This window comes from Beduini sp. (assembly GCF_047239305.1).
In the GTDB taxonomy this organism is placed as follows: Bacteria; Bacillota_I; Bacilli_A; order Erysipelotrichales; family Coprobacillaceae; genus Beduini.
The window spans coordinates 73,475-88,033 of the sequence record NZ_JBKTEM010000011.1 but is presented as its reverse complement, the minus strand read 5'-3'; the positions used below and the strand labels follow the sequence as shown (position 1 = coordinate 88,033).

General features: G+C 35.3%; 12 protein-coding genes, 1 riboswitch and 1 other annotated feature. Of the genes, 8 read left to right on the top strand and 4 right to left on the bottom strand.

Annotation, left to right across the window (positions count from 1 at the left end):
• Positions 1-151 precede the first annotated feature (151 nt).
• Together ACLRVU_RS12795 and ACLRVU_RS12790 are read right to left on the bottom strand one after the other, a co-directional pair.
• A complete protein-coding gene (locus ACLRVU_RS12795) occupies positions 152-1,432 on the bottom strand; it encodes a glucose-6-phosphate isomerase (protein WP_147553726.1) in 1,281 nt (426 codons plus the stop codon).
• Complete coding sequence (locus ACLRVU_RS12790) at positions 1,425-1,814, bottom strand: CvfD/Ygs/GSP13 family RNA-binding post-transcriptional regulator (RefSeq protein WP_412097165.1); 390 nt, start codon at positions 1,812-1,814, stop codon at positions 1,425-1,427. Before ACLRVU_RS12790 ends, ACLRVU_RS12795 begins: the two co-directional genes overlap by 8 nt.
• Before the next feature lie 113 nt (positions 1,815-1,927).
• On the opposite strand from ACLRVU_RS12790, the gene ACLRVU_RS12785 reads away from it, so the two are divergent.
• From ACLRVU_RS12785 to hpf, 4 genes are all read left to right on the top strand, one after another.
• Complete coding sequence (locus ACLRVU_RS12785; protein ID WP_041138365.1) at positions 1,928-2,155, top strand: NifU family protein; 228 nt, start codon at positions 1,928-1,930, stop codon at positions 2,153-2,155.
• Complete coding sequence (locus tag ACLRVU_RS12780; RefSeq protein ID WP_412892145.1) at positions 2,155-2,595, top strand: MarR family winged helix-turn-helix transcriptional regulator; 441 nt, start codon at positions 2,155-2,157, stop codon at positions 2,593-2,595. Before ACLRVU_RS12785 ends, ACLRVU_RS12780 begins: the two co-directional genes overlap by 1 nt.
• Positions 2,596-2,913: 318 nt before the next feature.
• Positions 2,914-3,013: riboswitch (SAM riboswitch) on the top strand.
• Positions 3,014-3,091: 78 nt separating this feature from the next.
• Complete coding sequence (gene metK / locus ACLRVU_RS12775; RefSeq protein ID WP_147553723.1) at positions 3,092-4,237, top strand: methionine adenosyltransferase; 1,146 nt, start codon at positions 3,092-3,094, stop codon at positions 4,235-4,237.
• Positions 4,238-4,358: 121 nt separating this feature from the next.
• Positions 4,359-4,886 (top strand): ribosome hibernation-promoting factor, HPF/YfiA family, encoded by a 528-nt coding sequence (gene hpf / locus ACLRVU_RS12770; RefSeq protein WP_041138368.1) that lies wholly within the window; start codon positions 4,359-4,361, stop codon positions 4,884-4,886.
• Between the two features lie 44 nt (positions 4,887-4,930).
• Here the strand turns inward: hpf and ACLRVU_RS12765 are convergent, their stop codons facing one another.
• Complete coding sequence (locus ACLRVU_RS12765) at positions 4,931-5,869, bottom strand: TIGR01212 family radical SAM protein (RefSeq protein WP_412892144.1); 939 nt, start codon at positions 5,867-5,869, stop codon at positions 4,931-4,933.
• A gap of 43 nt (positions 5,870-5,912) precedes the next feature.
• On the opposite strand from ACLRVU_RS12765, the gene ACLRVU_RS12760 reads away from it, so the two are divergent.
• The 4 genes from ACLRVU_RS12760 to ACLRVU_RS12745 all read left to right on the top strand — a co-directional run bounded on the left by ACLRVU_RS12760 (position 5,913) and on the right by ACLRVU_RS12745 (position 13,821).
• Positions 5,913-7,766, top strand: coding sequence for an ATP-binding cassette domain-containing protein (locus ACLRVU_RS12760; RefSeq protein ID WP_412892143.1), 1,854 nt, complete (start codon positions 5,913-5,915; stop codon positions 7,764-7,766).
• Positions 7,760-9,607, top strand: coding sequence for an ATP-binding cassette domain-containing protein (locus ACLRVU_RS12755; RefSeq protein ID WP_412892142.1), 1,848 nt, complete (start codon positions 7,760-7,762; stop codon positions 9,605-9,607). The genes ACLRVU_RS12760 and ACLRVU_RS12755 overlap by 7 nt, the downstream gene beginning before the upstream one ends.
• Before the next feature lie 73 nt (positions 9,608-9,680).
• Positions 9,681-9,881: a binding site (T-box leader), on the top strand.
• Between the two features lie 32 nt (positions 9,882-9,913).
• Positions 9,914-12,310, top strand: a complete 2,397-nt coding sequence (gene leuS, locus ACLRVU_RS12750) for a leucine--tRNA ligase (RefSeq protein WP_412892141.1) — start codon at positions 9,914-9,916, stop codon at positions 12,308-12,310.
• A gap of 713 nt (positions 12,311-13,023) precedes the next feature.
• Positions 13,024-13,821 (top strand): hypothetical protein, encoded by a 798-nt coding sequence (locus ACLRVU_RS12745; protein ID WP_147553718.1) that lies wholly within the window; start codon positions 13,024-13,026, stop codon positions 13,819-13,821.
• A 60-nt stretch (positions 13,822-13,881) separates the two neighbouring features.
• Here ACLRVU_RS12745 and rpsD read toward each other — a convergent pair whose 3' ends face one another.
• Positions 13,882-14,487: a 30S ribosomal protein S4 gene (rpsD, locus tag ACLRVU_RS12740; protein WP_147553717.1), complete on the bottom strand. Its 606-nt coding sequence runs from the start codon at positions 14,485-14,487 to the stop codon at positions 13,882-13,884.
• Positions 14,488-14,559: the final 72 nt, after the last annotated feature.

Here is a 14,559-nt window from a genome sequence, read left to right as displayed (position 1 = left end):
AACCTCCAATTTCTAGTGCCCATTTATAATACCATAGCTTTTTTTATACGTCAATAATATTTCGCTAATTTTTGTATCTAATTATAAGTTTTTTTATGAAATAAAAAGCGACCATGTCAACTGACAGATCGCTTTGGTTTTTATAATTACATTAGGCTCCGGGTTTTCCTAATAATTTGAACATATTCTTTTTATAAACTTCTACACCTGGCTGATTAAATGGATTCACTCCTAATAAGTAAACAGATAAAGCACATGCTTTTTCGAAGAAGTAAACCATGTATCCGAATGAATATGGTGTCATTTCATCAAGTGTAACTAAGATGTTTGGTACATTTCCTGTATTAGAATGAGCATCGATAGTTCCTTCAGCTGCTTTTTTATTTACATAATCCACTGATTTTCCGGCTAAATAATTTAAATTATCTAAATTATCTGCATCTTCAGGAATAGTAATGTCAGAAATAGGTTTTGTTACTTGCAATACAGTTTCAAATAATACTTTTGACCCTTCTTGGATAAATTGTCCTAATGAATGCAGGTCGGTTGAGAATGTTGCAGAAGTAGGTAATACCCCTTTGTTTTCTTTTCCTTCTGATTCACCGAATAATTGTTTCCACCATTCAGCAAGCATTGCATACTGTAATTCGTAAGTTACGAACATTTCTGCTGGATATCCTTGATTATTCAGCATTTGTCTAGCAACACCGTATTTATAGCAGTCATTTGTAGCTAAATCAGGGTTGTTGTAATCTTCTCTTGCTTTTGCGGCACCTGCTAACATTTCTTCAATGTTAATTCCAGCTACTGCGATTGGGAATAAACCAACAGCTGTTAAAACAGAATAACGACCACCGATATCATCAGGGATTGTGTAAGTTTCATAGCCTTCATTGTCAGCTAATGTTTTCAATGCCCCTTTTTCTTTATCTGTAGTGGCAATAATACGTGTTTTAGCTTCTTCTTTTCCATATCTCTTTTCCGCTAATTCTTTAAAAATTCTAAATGCGATAGAAGTTTCAGTTGTTGTACCAGATTTTGAGATACAGTTGATTGCAAATTCTTTATCTTTGATGAATTCGACTACTTGAGCAATGTAATTTGATGAGAATGTATTCCCTACATAAATAATTTTCACTTTATTTGTTGGATAGATTCCGTTTAATGCTTCAATTGCAGCTCTTGCTCCTAAGTAAGAACCACCGATTCCACAAACTAATAAGACATCTACTTTTTCAATGATTTCTTTACTTTTTGCATTAATTCTTGCAACTTCATCTTTATCATAATTAACCGGCCAGTCTAACCAACCTAAGAAATCATTTCCTTTACCAGTTTTTTCATGAATCATGCTGTGAAGTTCTTTTACTTTATCACTATATGATAAAATATCTTGATCTAGCTTTGCGTTTTCTAAGTTCAATTTAATCATGTATTTTTTCCTCCAGTTTCATTAGTTCCTCTGTTATCCAAATAGGCAACATTTCTTTTAAGGGTTCAAAACCTTTTGGGGTCTCGCGAATTTGCTTCCTTTGATTTTTGTAACTGAGACGACGTTCGCGACGCTTCGATTTACTATCGATAGCTTTGAGACTCAGCTTAGCCTGATTGGTTGCGTTATCAATATCGATGACTTTCACCCGAACTTTTTCACCCTTATGAACAAAATTCTCAATATCTTTAACAAATCCTTCAGAAATTTCTGAAATATGGATCAATCCAGTCAGGTGATTAGACAACGTTGCAAAAGCCCCATACGGCTGTACACCGGTAATGGTAACCTCAACAATATCGCCGATTTTAATCATTTTCATGATTATCCCCCCACTCCTAGTTATTATAGCATATAATTCTTTAAATGCATTAAAAATATGTTATAATATGAAAGAAATATTAAGCATATTGAAAAGGTGGTTAGAAATAAATTATGGAAAATTTAGAACAAAATATTATCAATGTTATTACTAAAATTCGCCCTTATTTACAGCATGATGGAGGAGATATTGAGTTTGTTAGATTTGCAGATGGAATCGTGTATGTGAAAATGCTTGGAGCTTGTGCAGGATGCTCTATGATTGATGAAACATTAAAAGATGGGGTAGAGCAAATCCTGATTGAAGAAGTTCCAGGAGTTGTCGAAGTCGTAGCGGTTTAATGGAAAAGAACGAATCGATTACAGCTTTATTGGTCGATTGTGTAAATATAACATATGATCTGCAAACACAAGAGTTAAAAAAGACCGTATTTTCAAATTTATCTGTTTCTGAAGTTCATGTGCTAGAAGCGGTTTCTTTAGAGCTGAAGCCAACGATGACCAATGTGGCAAATCGTCTGCGCATTACGATCGGTTCTTTAACAACCGCAATCAATAAGCTGATTGAAAAAAAGATGGTGATGCGTTCTCGTTCCGATGCGGATAAAAGGGTTGTCTATTTAGTATTGACACAAAGCGGTAAAAAGGCAGTGGATGTACATAATGAAATTCATGCCAGCATTGATAAAATTGTGATGGATTGCATACCGGAAGAAAAAATGCAATGGGTATGTGATACAATCAAGGAAATAAGCAGTCGAATGCAAAAAATGGCAAAATAAATTGCGATAAAGATGAGACGTTTTGTCCATTAAAACATGTTAGAATAATAAAGTAGAAAATTATTTCTGCTTTTTTATTTTATATTAATTGCATTAACGCTTGATTTATTCAAGTCTTTTAGTTATAATCAATTGCGTTGAGTTGGAAGTATAGTTTTGACATATTTCGCCAAAATATATTGAGGTGAAAAATATGGAGGACGAATACTTAAAAAAATTAATGGAAGTGTACAAGAGCGTTCATCTGTCTGATGATGTGATTGAAGCATTGATCCATAACAAGGATAATTCAACAGAATATTGACAAGTAAAATAAAGCTCTTATTAAGAACCACTAGATGAGGATCGATAATGTGGTGGCAACCCTTTTGCAAAAGAAGGTGCCGTACCTAAGCGAGGCTATCTCGAACAATAAGAGGAAAATCTTTAGTATATAAAGCTTTCCTCTAGGAGGCTTTTTTATTTGCAGTAGAAAATAAGAATGGGGGAAAGACAAATGAGTGAAAAAATTTTATTTACATCGGAGTCTGTATCAATCGGGCATCCCGATAAAGTGTGTGATCAAATTTCTGATGCAATTTTAGATGCCTGCTTAGCAGAGGATCCATATTCACGTGTTGCCTGCGAATGTTTTGCGACAACTAATCTATTAATTATTGGTGGTGAAATTACGACCAATGCTGTTGTCGATTATGAAAAAGTAGCAAGAGATACATTAAAGAAAATCGGATATACATCTGCGGATATCGGTATTGATGCGGATCATTGTGAAATTCGTGTGGTTTTGGATACACAGTCTGCTGATATTGCTTTAGGAACCAATAAAGAAGTCGGCGGAGCCGGAGATCAGGGAATCATGTTTGGCTATGCTACAACTGAAACAGAAGGATATATGCCGTTGGCGATTTCTATTGCTCATCAATTGGTTCGTGTCGCTACGGAAAAACGTTTGGCAGGAGAATTTAAACATGCGCGTCCGGATATGAAATCTCAGGTTACTGTGGACTATACAGATCCGCAAAATATTAAGATTGATACGATCTTGATGTCTATTCAGCATGATGAAGATTATAACGAAGAAGAATTCAGAGACTACGTCAAGAATGAAATTATGATGTATGTCGTATCGAAGTATGATATGAATCAGGATTTCCGTGTCATTATTAATCCAACTGGGCGTTTTGTCATTGGCGGTCCTCATGGTGATACAGGATTAACAGGAAGAAAGATCATCGTAGATACTTATGGCGGGTATGCTCGTCATGGCGGTGGTGCTTTTAGTGGAAAAGATCCATCAAAAGTAGACCGTTCAGCCGCCTATATGGCACGATATATTGCAAAAAATATTGTGGCAGCCGGATTAGCTGAAAAGACAGAGATTCAATTGTCTTATGCTATTGGTGTGGCTGAACCGACATCTGTTTTTGTTGAAACATTTGGCACTGGAAAGGTGAGTCAGGAAGTTTTACTGAAAGCCATCAAAGAGAACTTTGATTTAACGCCAAATGGTATCATACATAGTTTGGATTTGCTTCGCCCAATTTATTCAAAGACAGCGGCTTATGGTCATTTTGGACGCGGTGACTTGAATCTGCCATGGGAAAATTTAGATAAAGTGGAAGTTTTAAAGAACTATTTATAGAGGTATCCGAAAGGGTATCTCTTTATTTTTAAAACGCTTACATTATTTAATTTTTCTTCTCATTTTTGATGTAATCAAAAGCTAAGTAGTGTATAATAAAAGCATAGAAGGAGGGATTGTTATGAAAGTAATTGTAAGAGGGAAGAATATTGAAATTACTGAAGCAATCGAAAACAAAATCACTAAACAACTGGCTAAATTAAACAAATATTTCATCATCAGCGATGATGTGGAAGCGAAAGTATTAGCCAGAACCTATCCTTATGGTCAGAAGATAGAGGTGACTATTCCTACAGATTATGTGATCTTACGTGCAGAGGATGTGGATGATGACTTATATGCAGCAATTGATAAAGTCATTGAAAAGATTGAAGGGCAAATTAGAAAACAAAAGACGAAATTAAGTCGAAGAAATAATAAACCAACATTTAATATGGAATCTATAGAAGATGTGGATGACAATGAAGAGGATGTTGTCGTTCGTACTAAAACCATTACACCTAAGCCAATGGATTTGGAAGAAGCCATTATGCAAATGGAATTATTAGGACATAAATTCTATGTGTATAAAGATATTGAAACCGAATTGGTAAGTGTTGTATATGTTCGTCATGATGGCGGATATGGTCTTATTGAAACAGATGAATAAAAAGAGTGCCGAAAGGCACTTTTTGTTTAACAAAAAAAGCGTTCTTATGAACGCGGATAACGCTGCCCCTGATAAGTATCTAGGGCTTTCATTCTTTTTGTAATATCATTTAAAATCGTTACTTTTTTAATAGACCAGAGGGGTCCGTAAAGTTCATCCTGCTTTCCATCACCGGTAAGGCGCTGTACAACAACATGAGGTGGCAACAGCTCTAATTGATGGACAACTAAATCAATATACGCCTCGCGTTCCATAAAATCAATTTGATGGGCTTCCATATATTGGGCTATACGACTGTTTTTTAATGCATAAAGCATATGAATCTTGATTCCCTGAATGTCCTGTCCGGCTAAATATTCTACAGTTTGAAGCATCATTTCCGATGTTTCAACCGGCAGACCGTTAATGATATGCACGCAGACCGAAATATTATGTTCACGCAGCTGATGCAAAGCTTTTTCAAATACTGAAAGAGAGTAGCCGCGATTAAACCATTGAGCGCTTTCTTCATGGATCGTTTGCAGTCCTAATTCAATCCATAAATCAGTACGTTGGTTTAAATCAGCTAAATATTCAATGATTTCATCGTTTAAGCAGTCAGGTCGGGTGGCAATGTCGATGCCAACGACATCTTTTTTGTTGACGAAAGGCTCAAATGTCTCTTTTAGTTTTTTTACCGAACCATAAGTATTGGAGTTTGCTTGGAAATAAGCAATGTATTTACAATCAGGCCATTTTCTTTTCATCATCTGACTGACTTTATCAAATTGCAGTTGGAGACTATCTTTGGGATCACCGGCAAAATCTCCTGAACCGCTGTCACTGCAAAATAAACAGCCTCCAATTCCGGATGTTCCATCACGATTCGGGCAGGTAAAATCAGCATTTAATGAGATTTTAGCGATTTTCTGTTTGTATTTTGTTTTTAAATAATAATTAAAAGTATGATAGCGTTTATCATCTAAAGTATATTTGAAATTCATTTTATCACCGCAGTCATTATACCATGAATAGGAAGGAATACGTATGCTTTTACAATTATTTCATTTATCTTATCATTTAAAACAGACAAGTATATTAGAGGATATTAATTTACAGTTTCATCATCCGGGTATTGTTTTAGTTACCGGACCATCAGGAAGCGGCAAATCGACTTTACTGCATTTGATTGGCGGATTGATTACACCTAGTAAAGGAGAAGTGGTGGTAAAAGGAATTTCTTACACTAATAAATATCGCTGCGATAAAGACCGGATACATCAAAATGATGTATCTTTTATTTTTCAGGGATACCATCTGATCGAAGCGATGAGTGTGGAAGATAACTTAAAGCTTTTTGGGTTTGATGAGGATCGTATTGAGAGTGTGCTGAAAAAAGTAGAAATGGATAGCTATATGAAAACTATTGTTCAGCAGCTTTCAGGTGGACAAAAACAGCGAATTGCTATTGCTAGAGTTCTTTTGGTTCGGCCTAAGATCATTTTAGCGGATGAACCAACAGCTGCACTAGATCAAAAGACAGCTAAGCTGATTCACTCGCTTTTTGTTGATCTAGCTAAAGATGCACTCATTATAGTCGTTAGTCACGATACCCATCTATTTAAAGAAGGTGTCTGCCGTAAAATAGGTCTGGCAAATGGGAAGATTGTTTCTGATGAAGAAGTTGAAAGACCAACTGCCTTTACACGTCATAACAATCAATCCTATCAGCTTAATAGGAGGAGCTGCTGGAACTATATAAAATGGAATATCTATTCAAAAAGAGGAAAACTGATCGTTAGTCAGATATCACAGCTGCTTATGATTGCTATCATGATGCTTATTTTTTCATTATCCGGCGGGACATCTCGTTATTTGATGAAACTGCAATCTTATTCTGTTACACAAAATGAACTTACAGTTTATAAAAATGCTGATCCCAATCAAACAGTAACGCAGGAAGATATACAGTCGATTGAAAAATGGGAAGGCGTACAGACGGTTGCTCGAAAACGAGCGGTACTTAATTTGGAAAATGAAAATAAGGATATTCATTTTCAAATCGTACCTGATATAACCAAGGTGCAATTTGAAGGAGAGAGTCCAAAAGCTAGGGAAGAAATAATCCTATCTTTTGACTTAGCTAAAGAAATTGATCCGACATTAAAGAATGTCATTGGCGAAACGGTTTATTATCTGCTTAACGGAAAAGAAGAGCAATTTATCGTATGCGGCTATGCATTAGATCCGCTATCTTATAAAAATGTTTATTTTTCTTCTTTACTTGAAAATGATATTCAATGGTATGAAGAAAAAGCCATCACCATAATCTTTGAAGATTATACCCAAGTAAAAAAGGCGATTGATACGAGAAGTCAGCAGACAAACTATACAATGAGGAATGATTTTTATGAATTCGAAACAAATATTGAGACACTTGTTTCGATGATTAACACTGTGTTAGGAATCTTCCTTTTTATTACGATGACAATGAATATCCTGATGAGTTATTTATTGCATTATGCTTCTTTTTTGCAGAAGCGAAAAGAAATCACGATGCTTCGAGTATATGGAATTTCGCGTTGGCAAATCGGGAAGCTTTATTTATATGAAGGTACGTTAATTAGCTTTATCACTTTATTTGCAGGCAGCTTCTTTGGTGGCAGTATTATTTTATTGTTGAATCGTTGTCTGCCCAAATGGATTGATCCTTCCTTATCAAATTTACTTATCATCCCTTATGATCAGACATTTTTTACTGGGTTAAAGCTGCCGATGTTTGTTTATATTGCGATTTTGGTGATGCTGATAATAGTAAATGGATTAGCCATCTCAATATCATTGCTAAGAATCTTTAAAAAAGATGCGGGACAAATTTTACGGGAGGGTGATTTATGCTAGAGCTTGTGAATGTTACTAAGAAATATCGTGATCAATGTATATTAAATAAAGTCAATTTAAAAATAGAAGGTCCGGCACTTATTGGTATTCATGGGCAAAGCGGAGCAGGAAAGACCACTTTATTGAATATAATAGGGGGACTGGAAGAAGATTATCAGGGTATTGTTAAGTTTAATGGGATAAATATTAAAAAGGATCGACAGCAGTATCGATTGCATTATGTCTGCACTTTATATCAGCAGGTTGCTTTGTTATCGAAATGGTCAGTGAAAAATAATCTCAATTTATATTCTTATTTTTCTCATCGGCAAAGTGTGGTGGAAGAAAAACAACTTTTAAAGAAATTAAATATGAATGGAATAAAAGTAAAGTGCTGTGGACAGCTGTCCGGCGGACAGCAGCAGCGTTTATCTCTTGTGCGTGGTCTGAAAAAAGATCCGGCGATTATATTGTGTGATGAACCGACAAGTGCGCTGGATCAGGAAAATGCGGTCAATATGATAGAACTTTTAAAAGAATATGCGCAAAAGGCAATTGTGATTATCGTCAGTCATGATATTAACCTGCTAAGTCAATACTGTAATCATATTTTATATCTGCATGATGGGCAGCTGGATCAAACCAATATTTCTTCGCCCTATCGTTTGTCGCCGATGAAGAAAAAAAGAAAAAGACGGATTATCCTAGATTATTATCAGTTGTTGAAAGAAAGTTTTAAAAGTCAAAAAGAGCGGCATTTGTTATCTGTTTTTGCGGTCATGTTTGGTACGATCTGCTTAATGCTGACTTTGGTTGTCAGTTATGGGTTAAAACAGGAAACTTTCAAAGAAATTAAAAAGATTTTCCCTCAGCAGTGTATCAGTCTTAAATTTACAGATCGTCATTGGCTGGATATTCAAGATGCCACAGCACTGATGGAAGCGAATGAACACATACAAGGGGCATATTTGAATCTTCCTTATATCGATTTTTTTGGTATCAGTAAAGATAGTGGAGAGATTCTTTTTATTGGTGATAATACACGATGTGCACATGATGAATTGCGGCTCCTTTTTGGAAGACTGCCCCAAAAAGAAAGCGAGATCATGCTTTCCAAAAATACATATGAACGACTGTTCGGAGAAACTTTAAGTGAAAAAACAGTCTACGGACATTATCAATATGCTGATCAAGAAAAAAGATTTGGTTTCCAAGTGGTGGGCGTGGTTGATGAATATACAGGAATGGACACTATTTATAGAAATAGCCTGGATGAATTGAAAATTATTGAAAGCTTATTTGATCTTCCAAGTGTAACTGGGGACTATTTAATGTTGTATAGTGATGGGGAAATTGATGAACTGCTTACATTTTATCGAAATCAGTTTCCAAAATATGAATATAAGGAGGTAGGGGCGAACATCAGTGATCAGGTCACAGTAATCTTAAAGAAGGTCAGTTATTTTCTTTATGGGATTACAGGAGTGATGCTGATTACTATTTTTCTGCTTTTAGGAATGACAGTCTATTTGAATATAACAGAAAAAATAAAGGAGATTGGTCTGTTTAGAATGATTGGGGCCTCTCGCCGACAAATTCTATATTTGCAGGGACTGGATATTTTAATCATAAGTGTGACTGGCGGGGTAGGCGGAGTGCTTTTTGTTCAGATGCTTTTATCCCAGGGGAGTCAGCTGCTTATCAAAACTTTGGGGTTTACGGTGGTTAAAGCTATTCCCTTGTTGTGGTCAATGGGGGTAGTGGTCTTGATGGGGAGTCTGGGGCTTTTAAGCGGTTGGTTACCGATGTGTTTACTGTCAAAAGTCAGTTTGATAGATTGTTTAAAAGACCAAGGCTACTAATTTACACTTAAATATAGCGACAATAATAAATTTTGTTGATTTTAAGAAGCAGTTATGCTATTCTTTAATAGAATTAAAATCTATGATCAGGAGTAGTAATTTTGCGGTTTTAGTAGAGAGTCGATGGCTGGTGAAAATCGATAAAATCAAAAAATGAACTCGCCTGTGAGATGTATCTATGAATCAGTAGTAGATAACGTGAGTCTGCGTTAATGAATTGAGTGCACATGATGATGTGAACTAAGGTGGTATCGCGATCAAAGTCGTCCTTAGAGGATGGCTTTTTTTATTTAGGAGGTAAAGAAAATGGCTTTTGATCACAGTACGATTGAAAAAAAATGGCAACAATATTGGGAACAAAATAAAACGTTTAAAACAGATACATTTGATTTAAGCAAACCCAAATACTATGCATTGGATATGTTTCCATATCCATCAGGGAAAGGGCTGCATGTTGGGCATCCGGAAGGATATACAGCGACTGACATTATCGCAAGAATGAAAAGAATGCAGGGATTTAATGTGCTGCATCCAATGGGATTTGATTCTTTTGGATTGCCGGCAGAACAATTTGCAATTACCACAGGAAATCACCCGGCTGAATTTACGACAAACAATATCAATACGTTTAGAACTCAGATTAAATCATTAGGTTTTTCTTATGATTGGGATCGTGAAATTGCAACATCTAATCAAGACTATTATAAATGGACACAATGGATATTTACTAAATTATATGATATGGGATTAGCTTATATTGATGAAATTCCGGTGAATTGGTGTCCTGAATTGAAAGCAGTTTTAGCGAATGAAGAAGTTATCGACGGTAAGTCAGAACGTGGCGGATTTCCGGTAATCAGAAAACCGATGCGTCAATGGGTATTGCGTATTACAAAATATGCAGAACGTCTATTGGAAGATCTTGAAGATTTAGACTGGCCTGAGCCTACAAAACAGATGCAGCGCAACTGGATTGGAAAATCAAGCGGTGCAAATGTACAATTTAAAATTGCCGGAACAAATAAAGAATTTACTGTATTTACAACACGCCCGGATACTTTGTTTGGTGCAACCTATTGTGTTTTATCACCGGAACATCCTTTTGTCGATGAAATTAGCAGTGTAAATCAAAGGGAAGCAGTAGCCGCTTATAAAGAATCTATCGCCAGCAAGTCAGATTTGGAAAGAACTGAGTTGTCTAAAGAAAAAACAGGGGTTTTTACAGGTGCTTATGCGGTCAATCCGGTAAACGGGAAAGAAATTCCAATCTGGATTGCAGATTATGTATTAGCAAGTTATGGAACAGGTGCAATCATGGCTGTTCCGGCACATGATGAACGTGATTACGAATTTGCGAAAAAATTTGGAATTGAGATTATCCCGGTGCTTGAAGGCGGAAATATTGAAGAAGCTGCTTATACTGAAGATGGGGTACATATCAATTCAGAATTCTTAAATGGTTTAAACAAAGAAGATGGGATTAAAACCATGATTGAATGGTTAAATGAAAATCACTGCGGTGAAGCTAAAATTACTTATAAATTAAGAGACTGGCTGTTTTCAAGACAGCGTTATTGGGGAGAACCAATTCCTATTATTTATAAACCTGACGGTACGATGGTCACTGTCCCGGTAGAAGAATTGCCGCTTGAATTACCTGCAACTAATAATTTTAAACCTAGTGATGATGGGGAATCTCCTTTAGCACATTGCGATAATTGGTTATATGTTGAAATTGATGGTCAAAAATGCCGTCGTGAAACAAACACGATGCCACAATGGGCGGGATCATGCTGGTATTATATCCGTTACATTGATCCTCATAATGATCAGGCAATTTGTGATCCAAAAATCATCAATGAATGGCTGCCGGTTGATTTATATGTAGGCGGAGCGGAACATGCGGTACTGCATTTACTTTATTCTCGCTTCTGGCATAAGGTGCTTTATGACTGTGGTGTCGTGAACAGTAAAGAACCATATCAGCGTTTATTCCACCAAGGAATGATTTTAGGAAATAATGGAGAGAAGATGTCTAAATCAAAAGGAAACGTTATCAATCCGGATGATATTGTTGAAAGTCATGGAGCAGATGCACTGAGACTTTATGAAATGTTCATGGGACCTTTAGAGGCATCTTTGCCATGGTCAACGAATGGTTTAGATGGAGCCAGAAAATGGCTGGATCGTGTTTATCGTTTATTTATAGAACAAGATAAACTTTCAGATCAAAATGACGGTACATTAGATAAAATTTATCATCGCACCGTAAAGAAAGTGACAGATGACTATAATACGTTAGGATTTAATACGGCAATTAGTCAAATGATGATTTTTATTAACGAAGCTTATAAATCAGAAACTATTTATCGCCCATATGCTGAGTCATTGATTAAGATGCTTTCATGTATTGCTCCTCATATATGTGAAGAAATGTGGCAGAAGCTTGGACATACGGAATCTATAACTTATGCAGCTTGGCCAACTTATGATGAAAAGATGTTGGTTGATGATGAAGTTGAAATTGCGATTCAAGTAAATGGAAAGCTTCGTGCGAAGATGACCATTGCCAAAGATGAAGATGATGAAAAAGTAAAAGCTGATGCATTGGCACAGGAAAATGTTAAAGCACATATTGAAGGCAAGAATATTGTGAAAGTAATTGTCGTTAAAAATAAGATCGTCAATGTGGTTATAAGATAAATAAAATGAGATGTCAAAAAAATGTTGACATCTTTTTTGCTTTTTTAAATATTTAGAAGTGATAGCGATTTTTAATTGTACTATACTTTATATATATTGTTAGAAGGCGAGGGAAGTGCCATAATCCAAATATTTTGTTTACGGGAAGCGGCGAACTACAGGTTTCTTGCTTTTGTTATATATATTTTTATGATTTTGTAAAACTTATTGTTTGAATTAATGTAGAAACTGGTATAGTAATTGTTTTAATAAAGTGAAAAATCCTTTATTTCAGTGTGATTTCAAAATTGAAAATAATTTTGTCAATATTGTAGTATGTTAAAAAGAAAAGACCATAAGAATTGCGACAGCAAGGATTGATGGTCTTTAAATTTCCTTCTTTTTATTTTTTTATAACTTATAAATAAAGCACGAATACTTCAACTTATTTCTTGAATATAATTTAAATAGGGGTAGGATTTATTTTTGTGTTATCTTTTATAAAAGAGACAATTATTGTCACATTCAGTTAGACATTTAGCTCTTCTTAGCGAATGATAAAAAATGTTAAATTATAAAGCGCTTACTCTGATTTGTTGTGAATAAAAGCGCCAATGAGACTAGAATACCCCTAAATAGTGTGCTATACTGTATTACAGAACTTTATTATGGTCAAAAAATATCAATATTTTAATAAACTACTATCTAATGTTTTTAAACGGGGGAATGCTGTTATGAAAATCATGGCTTTAAATCTAAATTCTTATCAGGAAGATAATCAGGAAGAAAAGTTTCGTCGAATTGCCGATAAAATCATCGATGAAGAGATTGATGCTATGTGCTTTTCAGAAGCATCGCAAAGAATTAATACACCTTATGCACATGATCATATTCGTGAAGATAACGCATTGAAGATTATTTGTGATATGGTGAATGAAAAAGCAAAAGATACGTATCATTATGCATGGGATTTCTCTCATTTTGGCTTTACGATCTATGAAGAAGGAATAGGCATTATTACCCGTTGTCCGATTGAAAAAGTGGAGTGCCGCTATATTTCTAAAACCGCAGATACTTTCAGTTATAAAAGTCGTAAAGTAATGAAGATCACATTATGGGATCACGATCAAAAAATTAATGTATATTCTGTCCACTTAGGGTGGGGGGATGATGAATATGAACCGTTTGAATACCAATTTCAGCAGCTTGATCAATGGATTAAAGAAGAGCCTGATGTTTTCACGGTAATCAGCGGAGATTTCAGTAATGATTACAATACGCGATATTATGACATGGTGGTATCACAGGCGTATATTGATCAGTATCTGCAGGCAAATCCGGAAGGGATGAATGATTATACTTTTATTAATCCCAGCGGAATTGAATTCAGACATGCCGAAAAATTAAGGCTAGATTATGTCTTTACCAATACAAATGATTATCGGGCAATTGATGCGAAACGCTTTTTCTTAGAAGGGGATCGTGTATCGGATCATGTTGCAATTTATGTGGAACTGGAAAAAGCAGCCTAGGCTGCTTTTTTGTATACTAAAATTAAGGAAAATAAAAAACGGTCATCATGACCGTTTCGATTAACCCAATCTGTTGTAGTATTCAACGATTAATGATTCATTGATTTCTTGGTTTAATTCAGATCTTTCAGGTAATCTTACATATTTACCTTCTAATTTATCTGCATCAAATTCAACAAATCCAGGGATATGTGTAGTTGCTTCTACAGCAGCTTTAATCACTGCTAGGTTTTTAGAAGATTCTTTAACAGAGATAACATCTCCAACCTTTACTTGGTAAGAAGGGATGTTTGCTTTTTTACCGTTAACTAAGATATGACCATGGTTAACTAATTGTCTAGCTGCTCTACGAGTAGTTGCTAAACCTAATCTATAAGTTAAGTTATCTAATCTTGATTCTAATAAGCAGAAGAAGTTAGTCCCTTTAACCCCAGACATTTTACTTGCTCTAAAGAATGTGTTACGGAATTGTTTTTCGTTCATTCCATACATATTTCTTACTTTCTGTTTCTCAGCTAATTGAGCACCGTATTCAGTTAATTTTCTTCTTTTTTGACCATGTTGTCCTGGAGCATAAGCTCTTCTGTTTAATTCTTTTCCTGTTTCTAATGTAGAAAATCCTAATCGTCTAGAGATTCTCCATTGTGGTCCTGTGTAACGTGACATTTGTGTTCCTCCATCTAATTTTATTTTTTTGCTTTGAAATAATTAGACGCATGTTTCATATCAGAAGTGTTC

What these genes read in the sequence shown, in the direction of transcription:
- ACLRVU_RS12795 (WP_147553726.1), bottom strand. Translation starts at nt 1,432, where the DNA reads ATGATTAAATTGAACTTAGAAAACGCAAAGCTAGATCAAGATATTTTA.
- ACLRVU_RS12790 (WP_412097165.1), bottom strand. Translation starts at nt 1,814, where the DNA reads ATGAAAATGATTAAAATCGGCGATATTGTTGAGGTTACCATTACCGGT.
- ACLRVU_RS12785 (WP_041138365.1), top strand. Translation starts at nt 1,928, where the DNA reads ATGGAAAATTTAGAACAAAATATTATCAATGTTATTACTAAAATTCGC.
- ACLRVU_RS12780 (WP_412892145.1), top strand. Translation starts at nt 2,155, where the DNA reads ATGGAAAAGAACGAATCGATTACAGCTTTATTGGTCGATTGTGTAAAT.
- metK (WP_147553723.1), top strand. Translation starts at nt 3,092, where the DNA reads ATGAGTGAAAAAATTTTATTTACATCGGAGTCTGTATCAATCGGGCAT.
- hpf (WP_041138368.1), top strand. Translation starts at nt 4,359, where the DNA reads ATGAAAGTAATTGTAAGAGGGAAGAATATTGAAATTACTGAAGCAATC.
- ACLRVU_RS12765 (WP_412892144.1), bottom strand. Translation starts at nt 5,869, where the DNA reads ATGAATTTCAAATATACTTTAGATGATAAACGCTATCATACTTTTAAT.
- ACLRVU_RS12760 (WP_412892143.1), top strand. Translation starts at nt 5,913, where the DNA reads ATGCTTTTACAATTATTTCATTTATCTTATCATTTAAAACAGACAAGT.
- ACLRVU_RS12755 (WP_412892142.1), top strand. Translation starts at nt 7,760, where the DNA reads ATGCTAGAGCTTGTGAATGTTACTAAGAAATATCGTGATCAATGTATA.
- leuS (WP_412892141.1), top strand. Translation starts at nt 9,914, where the DNA reads ATGGCTTTTGATCACAGTACGATTGAAAAAAAATGGCAACAATATTGG.
- ACLRVU_RS12745 (WP_147553718.1), top strand. Translation starts at nt 13,024, where the DNA reads ATGAAAATCATGGCTTTAAATCTAAATTCTTATCAGGAAGATAATCAG.
- rpsD (WP_147553717.1), bottom strand. Translation starts at nt 14,487, where the DNA reads ATGTCACGTTACACAGGACCACAATGGAGAATCTCTAGACGATTAGGA.